Origin of the sequence: Blastopirellula marina (assembly GCF_002967765.1) — a bacterium.
Taxonomy (GTDB): domain Bacteria; phylum Planctomycetota; class Planctomycetia; order Pirellulales; family Pirellulaceae; genus Bremerella; species Bremerella marina_A.
Window position 1 is genome coordinate 222,685 of sequence record NZ_PUHY01000015.1, and the last position, 19,763, is coordinate 242,447.

The window sequence follows — 19,763 nt, forward strand, 5'->3', positions numbered from 1 at the left end:
GGTTCTGGGGAGGGTGAGAAGTAGGAGCAGTAGGGACCGCATTCAGGTGGGACAAGCTCAATACTAACCCGTGTTGATGCTGACGACCAGAGCTGAGCGGGAATCAAAAAGAAACGATTTTGCGCAGAGCCCAACTATGGTAGACTAAGTTTACTGTGGCAAGAGCACATGATTCCATTCGCGAGAAATCGGCTGTTTGCTACTAACTTCCCACCCTAAAAACCTTACCGAAGACGTTTCTGTTTCGGATCCCCGTAGTTTAAACCTGGCATCGGTACAGATGTATTCGGTTTGTCTTCGAAAACAACTTCCCAAAAGAAGGGGCTGCGTACCTTGAACCTACGTCGACCTCCTATCATGGCATTGTTTCCCATTGGTGCGATCGGCCTCGTATTGTGCATCGCAAGTGGTGCCCATGCAGAAGATCTGGTTGACTTTCGGAGCCAAGTGCGTCCGATATTGTCGGATCGCTGCTTCCACTGCCATGGCCCCGATTCGGGCAACCAGGACTCCGAGTTTCGGATGGATACCGAGGAGAATCTTCGGGCCGATCTCGGCGGTTATTTCGCCATTGTGCCTGGCGATCTCGCTGCCAGCGAATTCCACGCGCGAATTCATAGCGACGATGAATCGAGCGTTATGCCACCCCCAGATAGCAACCGGTCGTTATCGGAGGAAGAGAAACGCATCCTTGATCGTTGGATCGAACAAGGGGCGCCGTACCAAGGTCATTGGGCATTTGATATTCCCCAAAGGGCAGACGTGCCTCTCGATGAGATTGCTCGTTCGGATTGGCCGAACGAAGTTAAACAGCGCTGGTCGCAGAATCCGATTGATGCGTTTGTTGCGAAACGACTAATCGAAAAAAATATTTCTCCGTCGCCGGCCGCCGACCCACAGTGGCAATTACGCCGCGCGGCCCTCACACTAACCGGTTTGCTTCCATCAGCAGAATTGCAATCTCGATTCGCCGCTGATCCGACGGAGAAGGGTTATCGCAACGCAGTCGACGACCTGCTGGGTTCGATGAACTATGCCGAGAGACAAACCCTCCGCTGGCTCGATGCGGCTCGGTATGCGGATACCGACGGATACCAGAACGACAACGAGCGAACCAATTGGCCCTGGCGTGATTGGGTGATCAAGGCCATGCATGAGAACATGCCGTTTGATCAGTTCACGATTCAGCAGATTGCTGGCGACATGCTGCCCAACGCCACACCAGAGCAACGACTGGCCACTGCATTCAATCGCAATCATCGCCAGAATGGCGAAGCGGGTGCGCTGGCTGCTGAGTTTGGCGTCGAGAATGTTATCGATCGGGTTGAGACAACCTCGACGGTGTGGTTAGGGCTGACGATGGGGTGTTGTCGGTGTCATGATCACAAATACGATCCGATCAGCCAACGCGAGTTTTACCAATTTTATGGCTACTTCAATAACATCGGCGAATCGGGGATTGGGCGTGGTACCCAGGCCAATCCGATTTTCAAAACAACTTCTCCGCTGGCTAAGATCGATCCAGAAGTTCAGAAGGAATTGCACCATGCTCAAGCAAAATTGGCTGACGCGAAAGCTGGACTGCCGAAACGGCAAGAGGCCTGGGTAAGTGCTTATCGTCCGCCGAGTGGGGAGGAGCAAGTTGCCTGGCAGCGAGCCTCGATCGGCGATGCCAAGTTAACTGGCGATGGCGGCTTGATTGTCAACGAAGACCAGACCGTACAGTTTTCCCCTGGTAAGAAAGGGGCAAACATCACGCACGAGTTGATTATCACTCCGACAATCGAACGGCTGACTGCGGTGAAGTTAACCGCCTTGGTCGATCCAGCCTTCGCTCGCCCTCGTCAGCTTGCCCCAAGCGTGAACGGCAACTTCGTGCTTACGAATCTTTCGTTAATGTATGAAGGTGTGCCGGTTCCGCTCGATTCGATTTCGGCAACGTTCGAGCAAGAGGGCTTTCCTGTTGCCAACGTGATTGACCAAAACCCAAGTTCCGGTTGGGCTGTCTTTGGCAACAATGTTAAGGCCGAGCCTGTTGCGGCGATGGTTCGTTTGGCGAAACCAATTCAGGTCAAACCTGGCAAGCCGTTTGTCCTAGAGCTCCGTTATGACAGCCAATATGCCAACCATGTAATTGGTAAGCTTCAAATCGAGTTGTCAGACCATCCGGAAGCCGGCAAGGTGGAAGCAGAGAACAAACATGCGACAGCAATTGCAGCTTTGTCGAAACCGGCTGAGAAGCGTAGTGAGCAAGATCTAAAAGCAATCGGCGCGTATTACGAGACGTTCGATCCACCACTTCGAGAAGCGAAGCAGTCGCTGGCCAAGGCAGAGGCAGCCTATCGCAAGCAAGCAGGTCCCGAAGTCGGTGTCATGGTAATGCGCGAGCGAGAAGGAGATGCGACTCCGATTTATCTGCTGGATCGAGGGCAATACAACGAACCGGTGAAGGACGATCCGCTGAGCCGGGGAGTCCCGCGGGAACTGCTGAACAGTAAAGACATGCCCCCCCCATCCAATCGCTTGGAACTGGCCCAGTGGTTCGTTTCGCGCGAGAACCCGTTGACCGCTCGGGTAATTGTGAATCGTATTTGGCAAGAACATTTTGGCCGAGGATTGGTAAAGACGGTCGACGACTTCGGTCTACAGGGAGAAATGCCTAGCCATCCCGATCTGTTGGATTGGTTAGCGGTCGAGTTCATCGAATCAGGCTGGGATGTCCAAGCGATGCATCGATTGATCGTGACCAGTGCAACCTACCGTCAGTCGTCGGTGCACTCGGCGAAGCTGAACGAGTTGGATCCGGAAAATCGCCTGCTTGCTCGCGGGCCTCGCTTCCGTGCTGATGGTTTCACGATTCGCGATATCGCGTTGCAAGCCAGTGGACTACTGAGTGACGAGGTTGGAGGCCCTTCGGTCAAGCCTTATCAGCCAGACGGCTTATGGACTGTTGTAGCGGCCAGTGCCAATCAACGCTACGTGGAAGGGAAGGGAAGCGATCTTTATCGCAAGAGCATGTATACCTACTGGAAGCGTGCTGTGAATCCTCCTCGTCAGACTATTTTCGACGCTGGCGGACGCGAAGTTTGCAATGTGCGAGCACCTAGAACGAACACGCCGCTTCAGGCGTTGGTTTTGATGAACGATCAGACGTTCGTTGAGTGCGCCCGCAATTTAGCTCAGAGAGTATTGAAGTCGGGAGCCAAGTCGGATCGCGAGCAGCTTCAACAAATGATGCAACTGGCAACTGCTCATGATTCGGATGAGTCATCGCTGACGATCTTGGCCGAGAATCTGAACTTCTTCCGCCAACATTTTGCCCAGCAACCAGACGACGCGGAAAAGCTTCTTTCCACGGGGAAGTCGCCACGCGACATGTCGCTCGATTCAATAGATCACGCGGCCATGACTGTTGTAGCACATTTGATCTTGAACTTGGACGAGTTTGTTACCGTCGAGTAGTCCAGTGCCAGTCGTCCAGATCTAAGGAAATACCTGTGAAACCATTCGATGATGCCAGCGAAAGCCGGATGATGTTAACCCGTCGCCACTTTTTCGGGCGAACGGCTTCTGGGGTCGGCATGGCGGCACTCGCTTCGTTGATGGGGCGGGAGGCAAACGCGGACACAAACGAGGTGGAGAGCTCGCTCCGTGGCGGGGCGCTGACACAGTATCACGTTCCCCCGAAAGCGAAACGTGTTATCTACCTGTTTCAGAGTGGCGCACCGTCACAACAAGAGCTATTCGATCCTAAGCCAGTGCTGCGAGAAAACGAAGGGAAAGAGCTGGGTGACTTTGTCGAAATGACGCAGCGCGTCACGGGCATGACAGCGGGCCAGAAGTCATTTCCTTTGGCCGGATCACGCTACAAATTCACGCGATGTGGCAAGTCGGGTATTGAACTAGGGAGTGAGCTCTTACCCCACATCTCGACCTTAGCTGACGATATGTGCCTGATTCGCTCGATGCAGACCGAGGCGATCAATCATGACCCGGCGATGACGTTTTTTCAGTCAGGCAATCAATTACCAGGTCGTCCGAGCTTCGGTGCCTGGCTCCACTATGGTCTGGGAACGAGCAACGACAACTTGCCGACCTTCATTACCATGGTCTCACGGGGTACCGGCCGACCCAACTGTCAGCCCCTTTACGATCGACTCTGGGGAAGTGGCTTTCTTCCGTCGACCTACGCCGGGGTGAAGCTGATGAGTGTCGGAGACCCAGTGCTTTACCTCAGTAATCCAGCCGGGCTTGATCCGGTTGCTCGGCGACGGATGCTGGACGATTTGGCTCGGATGAATCAACAAAAATTGGATGAATACGGCGATCCTGAGATTCATACTCGCATTCAACAGTACGAACTGGCTTACCGCATGCAGACCTCGGTGCCAGAGCTCACCGACTTCTCGGACGAGCCACAGCATGTATTGGATGCTTACGGACCGAACGTGACCAAACGCGGCACTTACGCTTACAACTGCCTATTGGCGCGCCGGTTGGCAGAACGAGACGTTCGCTTTGTGCAGTTATTTCATATGGGCTGGGATCAGCACTTCACGCTGCCCAAGCAGTTGCCCGGCCAGTGCCAAGATACCGATCAGCCCACCAGGGCCTTGGTCAACGATCTGAAGCAGCGCGGCATGTTGGAAGATACACTGGTGGTTTGGGGTGGTGAATTCGGTCGAACGTCGTACTGCCAAGGAACACTCAACGCCGAAACCTACGGGCGCGATCACCACCCACGATGCTTCTCGATCTGGATGACCGGAGCCGGCGTTAAGCGTGGCATGACCTATGGCAAGACCGACGACGTCTGCTACAACGTGGTCGAGAACCCGATGCATGTACATGATTTGCATGCCACCATGCTGCATCTGTTGGGAATCGATCACGAGCGATTGACCTACCGCTTTCAAGGTCGTTACTTCCGTTTGACGGATGTCCATGGGAAGGTCATGCACGAACTTCTAAGCTGACCCGCTCCGTCCGGCGGTCCGCTGGCCAAAGAATGATCAGGCCGCACGAATGTTAGGTGAATCATGCTCGATCCGCGTGATTTCCCCTTCACGAGTTCTGCGCGATAAGCAACAATTCCTAGATGCCAGTCGTCTTTCGTTTTGTAGGAATTAGTTGTGCCGTCGAAGTCTGTTGAAACGATCACTTCCCCAGAAAACTCTATTGAACAGCCCTACGTTGGGGTGTTCGATTTGTTCAAAATCGGCATCGGTCCTTCCAGTTCCCACAGTGTGGGCCCAATGCGGGCCGCCGAGATGTTTCTGGCTAAGCTGAGCGAGCGAGGTCAACTCGATGCCGTCCAACGCGTGGAAGTCGATCTGTACGGTTCGTTGGCCTTAACGGGGATCGGTCACGCAACTGACATCGCGGTATTGATGGGGCTCCAAGGGGAAGTCCCCGATCAAATCGATCCCGAATCTGTCGCCGAAAAATTAGCGGTCATCCGCCGACAGAATCAACTGCATTTTGCTGGCCAGCGCGTGATCTCGTTTGTGGAGAAAGAGGACCTGCTCTTCCATCGAAAGACCTTCCTCGAAGGGCATCCGAACGCACTCCGATTTCGTGCATTTTCTTCGCGAGACTCAAGCGAACCGCTTGCGAATGAGACGTACTTTTCGATTGGTGGCGGGTTCGTGATTCAAGAGGGCTGCGAAAGTCAAGCGATTCAACACCCACTTTCTGCTGTGCCGTTTCCCTTCAGCTCTGCAGCCGAGCTATTAAGACTGGCTGAACAGAATGGCTGTGGTATCAGTCAAATTGCCTGGGAAAACGAAAAGGCATTTCGCTCGGAGACGGAGATCCATGATGGCTTGCAAAAAATCTGGGAGACAATGCAAGCATGCGTTGAACGAGGTTGCCGCAACGAAGGTATCTTGCCTGGCGGCTTGAACGTGCGTCGTCGGGCACCAAGTTTGTTTCAGACGTTGACTGGCCGACCCGAAGCAAACATGCGTGATCCGCTGAATATTCTCGACTGGGTCGATCTTTACGCAATTGCGGTCAACGAAGAAAACGCTGCGGGCGGGCGTGTGGTGACGGCACCGACCAATGGGGCGGCGGGAATTATCCCAGCCGTATTGTGCTACTTCGATCGTTTCTGTCCCGAGTCAACGCCTGAGAAGATCCATCAGTTCCTTCTGACGGCGGCGGCAATCGGAGCACTGTATAAGAAGAATGCGTCGATCTCCGGTGCGGAAGTTGGTTGCCAGGGTGAAGTTGGCGTCGCTTGCAGCATGGCCGCGGGAGCCCTGACCGAAGTTAGGGGAGGTAATCCACGCCAGGTCGAAGAAGCAGCCGAGATCGGCATGGAACACAATCTCGGTCTGACCTGCGATCCGATCAAAGGGCTTGTGCAGGTTCCTTGCATTGAACGCAATGCGATGGGGGCGGTCAAAGCGATCAACGCTTGCCGTTTAGCCTTGCGCGGTGACGGATCTCATTTCGTCTCTCTGGACCGCGTGATTCGGGTCATGAAACGAACCGGGGCAGACATGTCTTCCCGGTATAAAGAGACCTCGAGAGGTGGATTGGCGGTCAACATCAGTGAGTGTTAGTGAGCAGCCGTTCGCCATTTTAGCCCGAATTCGCCGTCACCATGGGGTGTATCTGCTTTTCCCGTAACCTTATGCCTAACTTAGGCATAGGTAGGAAGACCGTCCGTCGGTTCACGCAATTCTTTGCTGACGTCGAGGGCTCGTGGATATACTGGACCTATGAAAATCTCGCATCTTGCGCTCTCTTATTTTGGGAGCTTAATTGCTGCTTTCCTGCTTATCAATGTCGCTCGGTCTGCCGAACCTGGTGACATTCAGGCATTTTTGACGACGCATTGCGTCGAATGCCATGGCGTTGATACCCAGGAAGCAAAGATCCGGCTCGATTCGCTTGAATTCCCGAGTCGCAAACACGATACGACCCATATCTGGACTCGTGTGTTCGACGCGATCGAACGGGGCGAAATGCCGCCTGACTACCAGACGCAGCCCAAGGATCTGGAAAAGCAATCCGTTCTTCGTCAGATCATTCAAACGCTGTCTCGATCGACAACGCGGCCCACGGCCCTGCGTCGGCTCAACCGCCTCGAATATGAGAACACCGTTCATGACCTGCTCGGTATTGACATCCCCCTGGCTGATTTGCTTCCCGAGGATGGCAGTGTGCAAGGATTTGATAAGGGCGCGGAAGGCCTCAGTTTTTCCTCTGTGTTGGTAGAGGAGTATCTGACCGCTGCCAACGTTGCTTTTGATGCTGCGATTCGACGCTTTGCACCTTTGCCCCCTGAGGCACGCCGCGCAGAGTTGATGACGCTCAAAGAGAACATCGACTCAGTCAAAAAGAAGAAGGGAGGCGTCATTGAGGTCGACGATTCCTTCGTCAAGTTTACCCCAGGCTGGCCTCCAGCGAGAATTGATGCCGCTCATCCGATTGAGGATGGAATCTACCGATGCCGCGTCGCGGTTTGGCCGCACGACCCCAGCGATCGAACGGTGGCGGTCGCTCTGTACGTTGGTTCCTTGTTTGGTCCAGATACTCAAGACTTTGTTGGAATCTTTGACGCAACCGGAACCTCCCAAGAGCCCCGCGTCATCGAGTTTACACGCCGGATGAAAGAAGGGGATACGATTCATGTCGTACCGCGAGTTTGGCCTGAGCACATTACTTGGCGCGATAAACACGAACCACGTCCTGGTGTGGGGATTGCCTGGGTAGAAACGTACGGACCTCTCGATCAGAGTTTCCCCTCCGAAGCGACCAAGAAACTATTCGGTGAGCATGATTCCATTCAGATGAAGGAAGAATGGTCGATCTGGATGCGACATCGCAAAGGAGTCAAGAATCACGTTGTCGAATCGACCCAGCCGGAAGCGGATATCGAGCGGATCATGCGCGAGTTTATTCCGCGTGCTTTCCGTCGCCCTGTTACGGACGAAGAGATGCGTCCCTTCGTGGAATTGGCCTTGGGGCGATTTGCCGCAGGACGAACCTTTGAACAGGCTGTTCGGACAGGAGTCACGGCCGTACTTTGCTCGCCGAGGTTTTTGCTTCTCAATAGCGAACCTGTGGTGGACGATTACGTGCTCGCTTCGCGTATGTCCTACTTTCTGTGGTCGACCATGCCCGATCAGGAACTTCTCGATCTGGCAGCAGATGGAAAACTGAGCGATCCCAACGTTCGATACGCTCAGGTCGAGCGGATGATCAAAGACTCGAAGAGTGAAGCATTTGTCAGCGATTTTACGGGCCAGTGGCTGGATCTTTACGATCTCGAATTCACGACGCCTGACAAAAAACTTTATCCGGAATACGATCCACTGCTGTTGGCTGCCATGCTTGGCGAATCGCAGCACTTCTTTCGACATGTACTGGAAGAAGATCTGAGCGTTACCAGTTTTATTGATGCCAATTGGACCTTTCTCAATCAACGCTTGGCCGCTCACTATGGGCTGCCCAAAGTAGAAGGGCACGAACATTTTCAGAAGGTGATGCTGCCAGAAAACAGTTTGCGAGGAGGTGTCCTTTCACAAGCCAGCGTCATGAAGGTCACTGCCAACGGCACGACTACCTCGCCGGTCATTCGAGGTGTTTGGGTTGCTGATAAGTTATTGGGGCGTCCAGTGCCTCCTCCGCCTCCCGGGGTTCCGGCTGTGGAGCCAGATATTCGTGGAGCCACGACGATTCGTGAGCAACTCGCTAAGCATTCGAGCAACGGGGACTGTGCGAGCTGTCACAAGCGAATCGATCCTGTTGGCTTCGCTTTGGAAGAATTCGATGCGATCGGTGGGCATCGGGCTTGGTATCGCTCAATCGGTGAAGGGAAGAAAGTTGAGAACATCAAGACCTATCGCCAAGGCTTTGATGTGGAATCAAACTGTGAACTGCCTGATGGACGAGCGTGTTCGAATTTCACGGAGTTTCGTCAGACTGTTGTCAGCGACAAGACGTTTGTTAAACGAGCGATCGCGGAGAAGCTTTTGATCTACGCCACGGGACGGCGCATCGGATTAGGGCAGCGTAATACGGTCGAAAAGGTAGTTGCCGATTCGGCCAAGCAAGACAACGGACTGAAATCAATGATTCACGCCGTCGTCGAAAGTGATTTATTCCTCGCTCCTTAGTAAATTGCACTGAAACCTCCTCAAAGGACGTGCTATGGATTCCAGTTTGAATCGTCGAACCTTTTTACGAGCATCCGGCATCGCAATGGGTTTGCCACTTTTGAGCAGCATGGGGGCTTCTCGTTTGTTCGCTGAAAAGCAGGCTGCCGAGTCGACCGATGTGCGACGAATGCTGGCCGTATGCGCTCCGCTGGGAATTCATACCCCCAACCTGTTTCCGACCGAAGCTGGCCGGGACTATGAATTGACGCCCTATCTTGAACCAATGCGAGACCTGAAAGAAAAGTTCACGGTTATCTCGGGAATCATGCATCCCAACGTCGATGGGGGACATGCAGCGGAGAAGAGCTTTCTAACCGGGGCAGCTCATCCTGGACAGCCAAGCTTTCAAAACACGATATCGGTCGACCAGCTTGCCGCGGAGCAAATCGGTTACAAAACGCGTTTTGGCTCATTAACCCTGGCCGTTGATTTCAACAGCTTGTCGTATACGAGAAGTGGTGTGCAAATCCCGGCCGAGCGTAGTCCCGCTAAACTATTCGCGAAGCTTTTCCTGGAAGGGACCAAACAGGAAAAAGAACAGCAAATGCGGCGAATTGAAGATGGGCAGAGCATCATGGATCTGGTGCAGGATCAGACTCGTAAGGTGACCAAGAACGTTGGACGAGAAGACAATCAGACGCTCGATCAATACTTTACCAGTGTGCGAGAGTTGGAGCAGCGATTGGTTCAGGCGGAAGCATGGGCGAAGCGACCCAAGCCGCAGGTCGATCGAAAGACTCCGGAAGATATCGCGGATCGCGCTCAATTGACGGAACGCTTGCGTCTGATGTACGAGATGATTTTCCTCGCCATCCAAACCGACTCGACAAGATTGATCACGTTGGTTGGTCCAGGCGGAAATGAAGTCGTCGATTTAGAGGGCGTCGACGACGGTTGGCATAATCTCAGTCATCACGGTCGCGACCCTGACAAAATCGAAATGCTCTCCATCATCGAATTGGAAGAGATGCGATTAGTGGCTGAACTATTTCAGCGGCTGGAAAACGCTAAGGAGGGTGGCAACTCCCTTCTCGATCAGACCGCGATTTTGTTTGGTTCAAATCTTGGAAATGCTTCGAGTCATAACAATACCAATCTTCCGATATTAGCGGCAGGCGGTCGTTTTCGACATGGACAGCACTTGGCATATGCCGAAGGCAAAGCACCCCCTCTATGTAATCTGCTGGTCAGCTATTTACAGCATTTAGGTTTGGAAGTCGAACAATTCGCGTCCGGCAGTGGCACGCTAACCGGACTGGACGCGGTTTAGGTTGATTTTTCTTCGCTAGAAAGCCGTTGCGCATTGCCTGAGCGCATTGTTTCCAGCTTACGGTTACAATGTTTGGATCGTCGCTAACCTCTCAGCGGACGATCTTTGTCTGATCCCCCGCCTCATAAATAGACCCTGCTAACGTTACGGTTCTCTCATGATTCGCACTAGTCTCTGGGTGTTGACCTTTTCGCTCCTGCTTACTGTTTCTGCCCGAGCTAATCCATTGGTCTATGAGGGAGATTCAGGAATAGGGAAAGGGAAGCATATAGTCTTCCTAGCGGGTGATCACGAATACCGTTCCGAAGAATCGCTTCCGGCGATGGCCCGGATCCTTGCTAAACATCACGGCTTCAAATGTACAGTTCTGTTTTCGATCGATCAGAAATCTGGCGAGATCTCGCCTGGTTCGAGCTACATGCCAGGGACTGAGGCTTTAGCATCGGCCGATCTGATGGTGATCTTTCTGCGGTTTCAGGATTTCCCGAGAGAACAGATGCAACCGATCGTGGACTACTTACAGCGTGGCGGCCCGGTTGTTGGGATGCGTACTTCGACCCACGCTTTTAAGATTCCTGGAAATTCCGAGTTCGCTCGCTTTAGTTACAACTATCAGGGGGACGACTTCAAACTGGGATTCGGCCGCCAAGTTTTAGGGGAAACATGGGCTGGGCATTATGGTGCCAATCACAAGATGAGCACGCGGCTAGATATCGTGCCGTCGGAGAAAGAACATCCCATTCTGCGCGGCGTGAAGAATCCATGGGTGCAAGCAGGCGGCTATTGGACGGAGCCGATGCCCGATAGCGAAGTGCTGGCGATGGCGCAACCACTCGACGGAATGAAACCAGATTCACCGGTCGCCGAAGGAAAGAAACCTTGTCCCGGTGTCTGGACGCGCGAGTACGAATCGAAATCGGGCAAGAAGGGACGAGTTTTTACAACCACCTATGGTGCCTCAGAGGATTTGCTTGACGATGACTTCCGTCGCATGATGATCAACGGTTGTCTTTGGGCAGCCAGTATGGAGGAGCAAATCAAACCCGATCTGACAATCGATTTTGTGGGCCCCTATCAACCAGTTACCTTCAGTTTTGGTGGGCACCGAAAGGGAGTAAAGCCGTCCGACTTGGAAGAGTGGACTTCGCCGATCTTGCCAGATCACTCGCAGCCCAATAAGAAGACGACTAAACGTCCGGCCGGACGAGATCCACGCGTTCAAAACAAGATGGATGCCAGGAATCGCACCGCAAAGAATCCACCGAAAACGACGGATGAAAATTACTCGGCCTTCGCAATCTACGAAAAAACGGCTCCCAGGCCCAAAGCTGCCAAGCCGGTGGTCACGTCACTTCCTTTGACATTGGAAAAAGGAGACCGCATCGCCTTGACCGGGAATACGCTGCTTGAGCATTCACAAGACTTTGGTCACTTTGAGGCCATGCTTCAGCAGCAGTTTCCGCAACATCAATTGAGGGTCCGGCACCTGGCTTGGTCGGCCGACGCGATCGACAATCAGCCACGCCCTGACAATTTCGCTGATACGCAGCAGCATCTCGTTCACGAAGAGGCTGACGTGGTGCTGGCCGCATTTGGATTCAATGAATCGTTCGCCGGCGAATCAGGCTTAGCCGAGTTTCGAAAAAAGCTAACCGACTACCTTGTCGATCTCAAATCGAAGGCCTTCAACGGCGAGTCGGCGGCAAAGATTGTACTCATTTCGCCAGTTGGCAACGAGAATCTCGAAAACGTTCCCGCGGCCGATCTCAACAATCAGCGGATTGCCTCGTACGTCGAGGTGATGCGGGAAGTGGCAGGGGAACAGGAAGTCGGGTTCGCAGATGTTTTTCAGGTGACCGCCGATGCCATGGCCAGTCCTGGTTCTGACCTCACGATTAACGGTGTTCATCTGAATCGAGAGGGAGATCGCTTGTTTTCTGAGGCTTTATTTGAACAACTGTTTCAAGCCAAGCCTCCGGAAATCAGCAACACGTTGTTGTCCACGATCGTGGATAAAAACCAGCAGTTCTTCCGCCGCTTTCGTCCGTTGAACACGTTCTATTACACGGGTGGGCGAAATAAAGATTACGGCTACCTCGATTTCTTACCCGCGATGCGAAATTTCGATCTGATGGTCGCCAATCGGGATCAACGTATTTGGGACATGGTGCAGGGTAAGACGGTTCCCGACAAAGTTGACGACTCGAATGTTCCACCACTCCCGACAACAATCCAAAGTCGAGGCGCGAACGAGTGGATGTCGGCCGCAGAAGAGCAGAAGGCGTTTCAGGTGGATCCTCGTTTCGAGGTAAATCTATTCGCTGGCGAGGAGGAATTTCCCGACATGGTGAATCCGATTCAAATGCGGTGGGATGCTAAGGGAAGGTTGTGGGTCAGTTGCTCGACAACGTACCCGCACGTTTATCCTGGTAACGAGCCCAACGACAAACTCGTCATCTTGGAAGACACCGATGGAGACGGCAAAGCGGATAAATCGACGGTTTTTGCGGATAACCTAAGTATTCCATTATCGTTTGAATTTGGCGATGGAGGCGTTTATGTTTCGGAGCAACCTTGTCTGTCGTTCTTGAAAGACACGGATGGCGACGATAAGGCCGACGTCCATCAAACTGTACTTCGCGGTTTCGGTACCGAAGATTCTCATCACTCGCTGCATGACTTTACCTGGACACCTGATGGTGATTTGATCTTCCGTGAATCGGTCTTCCATCATTCCCAGGTCGAAACTCCTTACGGTCCGGTACGTCAACAGAATAGTGGTTGGTTTCGCTTCGATCCAAAAACGCAGCGACTGCTCAGCTTTGGTACCTATCCCAGTACCAACCCGTGGGGAGTCACGTTCGACGATTGGGGGCAACACATGGCGAGCCATCCAGTCTACGCGGAAGCTCATCAAGCTCTTGACCCGCCTTATCCGCTGCAGAACGCCCCACCGAAAGGTCTTCAGGCTTACTCCGGGGTTTGCGGACATCAATTTGTCGACACGGCCTCTTTTCCGAAGGATATGCAAGGAGACTTCATCAAGGTTCGCTATAAGCCAACCAATCGAGTTGAGATTTTGAGATGGAAGGAAGGTCCTTTCGGATACAGCGAAGAATACGTTGGCGATCTTCTTTTCTCAACCAACCTAAGCTTTATTCCTGTCGATCTACAGTTTGGACCGCGTGGTGACTTGTACGTCTGCGATTGGTACAACCCGATCAAAGGACACATGCAGTACTCGCTGCGAGACGATCGTCGTGACCGCCATTCTGGAAGAATCTGGCGAATTACTGCCAAAGGTATCCCGCTGCAAGAGGCACCCAACATCGCAGATGCATCGATCGACGAGCTATTGGATCTGCTCAAGCGTCCTGAGTATGCCGTCCGTTATCGAGTGAAGCAGGAACTGGGGCAACGCGATGTGGATCAGGTGAAACGCCACCTCGACCAATGGATTACCAAGCTTGATGACGCCGATCCACGGTTTCGCCATCATCAAGTGGAAGGCATTTGGACCTATCGCTGGATCGACCAAGTCGACATGGTTCATGCCGAGACTTCGATGCCTACTGCTGACTTGAATGTTGCCACCAGTGTGCTTCGCGATCTCTTATCATGCGAAGATTCTCATGCTCGGGCCGCCGCCACGAAGCAGCTACGCTACTGGTACCCGCTGCTAACAGATTGGCCGCAACTCTTGCGAGATTCGGCGAACGACGAGAATGGAATCGTCCGCATGCAGGCCGCGATTGCCGCGACCTACATCGGGACGAAGCCAGCATTTACTGCGATGCTCGATGTCTTACGGCATCCGCGGGACGGGCACTTAGCCTATGCGATCACCTGCTCGCTGATGTCGAAGTCGATGCGAACGCACTGGGAAGGCAACTCGCGGTACGGAATTGCTCGTATTTTGAAGCAGGCTGCAAAGGACGCCGAGATTAAAGAACCGAAACCCACCAAAGCTCAGGCCAACTTCGACGCCCAGTCAGACTTAAAAGTGGTAAAAGTTACCTGCATTCCAGAGCGAATGTTGTTCGACGTGAAACACTTCATGGTCAAGCCGGGACAACCACTCAAGATTGTATTCACCAATCCAGATGCAACAGATCATAACTTCGTCCTAGTTCAGCCGGATTCGCTGGCAGAGGTTGGAATGGCGGCCAACGAGATGGCGAAAGATCCCACGAACGCCGATTCCGACTTCATCCCGTACGACAAGTCGGATTTGATTATTGAACATACGCCAATGATTGGTCCAACGCGTGCCGCACAGATCGCGGTGCTTCGCTTCGAGGCTCCAACCAAGCCAGGGATTTATCCATATGTTTGTACTTTTCCAGGTCACTGGGTCGTCATGAACGGTGTGATGGTGGTCGCCGAAGATGACGCGAGTGCCCAAGCTCTGATGACCGCCAGCGTCCCCCAGGTTATCAAAGAATGGAATATGGAAGATTTCGCCGACTTCCCAAGTGTGATTCGTCCGAAGGATGAACAAACGCTGACCCGCGGAATGACCGCATTTGTCAAGGCACGCTGCAATCAATGTCACGTCGTTGCTGGGCATGGGACCAATCTCGGGCCAGACTTGGCCGAGTCGGTAAAGAAGTTGAAAGGTAAAGAATTGCTCAAGCAAATGGTCGATCCTTCCAGTCAGATTCACGAAAAGTTCCGGAACGTCCAATTCCTGACGATTGATGGGCGAGTAACGACGGGCGTTGTCGTTAAGCAAGATGACGAGGCTTATCACGTTGCGACCAATCTGTTAACACCGAACTCGTTGACGAAGATCCTGAAAGAAGATGTCGAGGAGATGGGTGCTTCGAAGATGTCGCCGATGCCAACGGGTTTGCTTGATACGCTTACCAAAGAGGAAATCTACGATCTACACGCGTTTGTTGAAGCTGGGGGGTATGAACTCCCTGAGCATCTCCAGCATATGCATCAACATGGCTCGAACGCGAATCCCGATTAAATGTAGATACTGCCGGACGTACTGGAAAGCAGTACGCTTTCCAGTAAGCCGACAACATCTTGCGAAAGGCTATTCCCATTCGGCGAATACTTCATCGATATACGCTGGGTCGTTGATCGCATCTCCGAGAACTTGTCCGAACATTGCAGCGGAGTCGTAGTTTTCTGCGGTGATAATTCGCCCATCGACGATCACATCGTCCGTGGCTGTCGTCGGATCGCCGATCGAGCCAGATTGGACCATAGAGCCTCCGTTGTATTCGATCTCTTGGCGAGTCGTGTGAAAAGCGGTATCGGAACCTGGCGAAGTATTCGCCCATGCAGAAACTGTCTTTCCGCTAATCGGACTCACGCCATCGACTCGAGCCCAGGCTAATACGGATACACCGTGGCAAATCGCGGAGACGTACTTGTCTTGATCGACAAAATCATTGATCAAGTCGTTAACGGTCGATTTGAGTTCTTCCGTACTATTGTAGGACCCATTGCTGTAGGTTCCCTCGAAGGCGTACTGGTAGCTCGCTGCTCCCCAGCCACCCACAAAAACGATCGCCGAGTAGTCGTCCGCATTCGCGTCAGATAACGCCAAGTCAGGTGTGACATGACCGCTCCCGTCGCCTTGACCTGAATTGGCATGCGGCGTGGCCGTTTCAGTGGTCGTAGCCGCGACAACAACTTCCAGACCTGCGGCTTCCAGTGATGCACGGGTATCGGCATACTCCTGGTAGTAAAAGTCTTGGTTGGCTATCACCATCAACACTGGTGGTGGTGTTTCGTCTTCCACCGGATCATCTTCATCGGCTGGCGGCGTCTTGAAATCATCGATCGGTTCGGTCACCGTGACCAACACCAAATCAGTTGGCCCACGCTGGACACCATCCGTAGCACCGACCTCAATCTGAAAACTTCCTGTGAATTCGGCACTAGGCATAATGCGGAGGATATCTCCTTCCACAACAACATCGACATCGGGCGATTCCGGATCGGTCAGCAAATCTGGATTGTCGTAATAACTGGTATCAAACGAGCCGAGGTGCAAGCTCCGATCGAACGACCCCCGCCAGCGGAAAAACTCACCTTCTGGCGTTAGGTAGAACCATCCCGCACTATCCGAGCGAATCCAGCGATTGTTTTGTCCCAAACAGTTGGTGTGATAATCGTCGGACTCGGTCAAATCGTATTGCGAATCGAGTTCCTGAGCGAGGGAAGGCACGATCGACGCCGAGAAGATTAAATCTTCCGATTCGATATTGCCACTTGCCGTCAATTCGACCTCAAATGCTTCGCCACCTCCGGCGAATTCGAGATCTCCAATCGGATTCATGCTCCAATCAGAAGTTGGGGTAGCCAACGTCGAAGTATCGACAAACTCCGATTCCAATGGCAACATCGCAACGTCGCCTGCCATCATGCGGCGATCTTCCAGGCATTGTAGTTGGGTGCCTAACCGACGTGATCGACGCTGCGGTGAAGCCTTTCTAGTGCGTTTGTTGGCGGCAAGAAGTCGTTTTAAAGCCATGTCTCTCTCCTTCTCATTTTCTCTTGGGGTGACTGCTGTGTTGCTGGCACAAGAGAGAAATGGGCTGAGAAAGAAGGACCTTTCAGCAGAAACCAGGTTTTTTAGAAAACAATTTCGAGAGAATAAATTGTACCGTTGTTTTCAGTTAGAAATTGGCCGCAAGCGGACGCTATGAAACGTCGTCTCGCTATCGTAAGCTCCCAGTCCCAGGGAGGGGCGTGGTAGCGCCCACAAGCCCAGATAACTCAAGTCCGAGCCATCACCGAGGTAGGTCGTGAGCAGCTTGCCATCTAGAAATGCCTCGACCCGATCACGCCGAACGCGAAGACTGATCGTATACGTCTGCCCGTTAACCAAGCTCACATTGTCCGTACGCGTTGGATTAGCGCGTGCATCTTGTCCATCGATGTTCTGAATCCCAGCGAGATTCTCTAGCCAGCCGTCGACATCGAACGTCGCTTCACCATCTCCATCCACGAAATGCAAAGCAATCGATTGATCACCTGAGTGACGCGTAAACATTACCTCGAAGTCATACTCACGGGGTGGCGTATAATTGATCATGATGCGAGCATCCTCTGCCGCGTCGACATGAAGCTGCCCGTCGTCGGTTCGCTCCCATTGCCCAGCAACGACATCGCCATCTAAGTCGACGTGTGGAATGAGGTCGACCATTTCTTGCTGCTGCGTGGCAGAATGAGGCGGCGTGACCAAGCCATTTTCGGCAATGTTTTCCTGTTCGGGGATAACTGGTGGGATGGGCGGAGAATCGTTTCCACCTAGCTTCCCCAATACGAACCAAGCAGCGATAGCACCGCTAAGGGCTGCCAATCCACCAACGAGCCAGCGGTTTTCGCGAATCCAGCTTGGACGGAGGTCATCCAAGCGATGCGATCGAGCTTTAGCCGACGCTTTTTCTTTTTGCACCGTCAACTTTGGCGGTGCCTGCCTCTCAACAGAAGGCATCGCAAGTACCGTATTAGCAGCACTTGGCTGAGTATCGGCAGTATAAGTCGAGTCAGGTCGACCGTATGGTTTCAGCGCTTCGACAAGTTCTGCTGGCGTTTGAAAACGATCGTCTGGTTTTTTGGCCATCAAGCGATCCACAATCGCTATGACTTCTGCGGGGATGTCGATTCGTAATTCGGAAATAGGTTTTGGCTGGCGTTCGCAATGGCCAAGAACCTTCTCGAAGGACGATCCGCCTGGGAACGGTGGTTGGCCGACTAACAGATAATAGAGAGTACAACCGAGGCTATAGAGATCGGCGCGGATATCTGCCCGTTTGGAATCGCGAGCTTGCTCTGGGGCCATGTAATCAGGTGTTCCGAGCGCCGTGAAGTCTGCGGTCAGGCCAGGATCATCCGACGCGCCATCCGCTTCGGTGGCAAACCGTGCGAGGCCAAAGTCAAGGATTTTGATCGTGCCCCTCTTCGTCCTCATAAGGTTATGCGGCTTGATATCGCGATGCACCATTCCTTTTTGAAACGCATGCTGCAAACCTTGCGCGGCTTGCATAACATAGTTGCAAGCATGTAACACCGGTAACTGTTTCCGTCTCGAAACAAGTCCCGAGAGACTGATCCCGTCGATGTACTCCATCACGAGAAAATGCATGTCGCCAGCTTGCTCGGCATCGAAAGCGGTCACGATATTTCGATGTGAAAGCTTCGCCGCAGCTTTTACCTCTTGCCGAAATCGCTCGACGGCCAGGTCGCTGCTAACCAGACGAGACGTAATCACTTTCAGCGCGACAGGTCTTTCCATCAGCTTATGCTCGGCCTGATAGACCACGCCCATTCCACCCTGACCGAGCATCCTTACGATACGATAACGGGGATGATCAAGAAGTGCGGCTGGAATTGTGCCTGTCTCATCGGCAATGTCAGTCGATGAAGGGCTGCTGAATGGGGTTGTTCCATCATCGACCGAACTAGTCGCGGCATGAATTCGTTCAACGAGCGGATCGTGAGGAATGGTGCGCAACACATCACAACACGAGTCACACTTGGCAATGTGGTCTTCGATAACCTGACGTCGCGATTCCTCGAGAGTGCCGTGAAAAAACGACTCGAGCTCGGTTCGCGAAGGATGGGAGACGGTTGTCTCACTCATAGGTCAGAGCACCGGTTGAAAAGCGAAGAGAAATCTATTCGATCAGGCCCAGCCCGCGTTGACGTAATCGGGACAAGATCCGTGATTTAGCTACGAAAACAGCATTCACCGAAATCCCTAACTCTTGGCTGACATCGTCCGCACTTAAGCCATCCAGGGCGAACCGCTGAAATGCCTGCCAGGTCTTGTCGGTAAAAGAAGGGCGTACTTCGTCAAGCAAGTATTGTAGCACGTGCCGATCATGGTCAAGATTCCACTGGGCACTTAGCCCGCTATTGGGATCTTCCAACTGATTGATCACTTCGCCAAAAGCACTTCCACCCATTCCTGCGGCGTGTTTGTTCTTCTTTCGCCAGTGATCGCGGACACAATTGACGGTAATCGTCCGCAGCCAAGCGCGAAATGCCCCGGTTCGGGGTTCGCGACGAAACTCCGGAAAGCGGCGAAATACCACGGCGAGCACGTCCTGACAAATGTCATCTAGATCCGTCACTGCCGCTCCATGCCGCTTGAGCCAACCACGAATCAACGGAGAGTAGAGTTCAACCAGGCGAGACCAAGCCTCTTCGTCGGAGGTTTGCTGCAAGGAGTCAAGAAAACTGACCGAGGTATCCATATCGCCAAGGGCATATTCGTGATGTGTGGGGTTCGGTGGAATGTCCCATCCTACACAGCTTTGGCGAACTCCGCCCCATGGACGAAGCTATTT

At 53.0% G+C, this 19,763-nt stretch carries 9 protein-coding genes; 6 read left to right on the top strand and 3 right to left on the bottom strand.

Annotated features, from left to right (window positions below; genetic code table 11):
- Positions 1–357: 357 nt before the first annotated feature.
- From C5Y83_RS25415 to C5Y83_RS25440, 6 genes are all read left to right on the top strand, one after another.
- A complete protein-coding gene (locus C5Y83_RS25415) occupies positions 358–3,462 on the top strand; it encodes a PSD1 and planctomycete cytochrome C domain-containing protein (RefSeq protein WP_105332610.1) in 3,105 nt (1,034 codons plus the stop codon).
- Between the two features lie 68 nt (positions 3,463–3,530).
- On the top strand, positions 3,531–4,976 hold the full coding sequence (locus tag C5Y83_RS25420; protein ID WP_105333054.1) for a DUF1501 domain-containing protein: 1,446 nt from the start codon (positions 3,531–3,533) through the stop codon (positions 4,974–4,976).
- Between the two features lie 156 nt (positions 4,977–5,132).
- Positions 5,133–6,569: an L-serine ammonia-lyase gene (locus C5Y83_RS25425; protein ID WP_261341479.1), complete on the top strand. Its 1,437-nt coding sequence runs from the start codon at positions 5,133–5,135 to the stop codon at positions 6,567–6,569.
- A gap of 159 nt (positions 6,570–6,728) precedes the next feature.
- Complete coding sequence (locus tag C5Y83_RS25430) at positions 6,729–9,131, top strand: DUF1592 domain-containing protein (RefSeq protein WP_105332611.1); 2,403 nt, start codon at positions 6,729–6,731, stop codon at positions 9,129–9,131.
- 34 nt (positions 9,132–9,165) lie between these two features.
- Complete coding sequence (locus tag C5Y83_RS25435; RefSeq protein WP_105332612.1) at positions 9,166–10,443, top strand: DUF1552 domain-containing protein; 1,278 nt, start codon at positions 9,166–9,168, stop codon at positions 10,441–10,443.
- Positions 10,444–10,600: 157 nt separating this feature from the next.
- Entirely contained in the window at positions 10,601–15,421 is a 4,821-nt protein-coding gene (locus C5Y83_RS25440) for a PVC-type heme-binding CxxCH protein (RefSeq protein WP_105332613.1), read from the top strand.
- Positions 15,422–15,490: 69 nt separating this feature from the next.
- Here the strand turns inward: C5Y83_RS25440 and C5Y83_RS25445 are convergent, their stop codons facing one another.
- The 3 genes from C5Y83_RS25445 to C5Y83_RS25455 all read right to left on the bottom strand — a co-directional run bounded on the left by C5Y83_RS25445 (position 15,491) and on the right by C5Y83_RS25455 (position 19,670).
- A complete protein-coding gene (locus C5Y83_RS25445) occupies positions 15,491–16,939 on the bottom strand; it encodes a hypothetical protein (RefSeq protein ID WP_146117923.1) in 1,449 nt (482 codons plus the stop codon).
- 141 nt (positions 16,940–17,080) lie between these two features.
- Positions 17,081–19,054, bottom strand: coding sequence for a serine/threonine-protein kinase (locus C5Y83_RS25450; protein ID WP_105332615.1), 1,974 nt, complete (start codon positions 19,052–19,054; stop codon positions 17,081–17,083).
- Between the two features lie 34 nt (positions 19,055–19,088).
- Positions 19,089–19,670: an RNA polymerase sigma factor gene (locus C5Y83_RS25455; RefSeq protein WP_105332616.1), complete on the bottom strand. Its 582-nt coding sequence runs from the start codon at positions 19,668–19,670 to the stop codon at positions 19,089–19,091.
- Positions 19,671–19,763 lie beyond the last annotated feature (93 nt).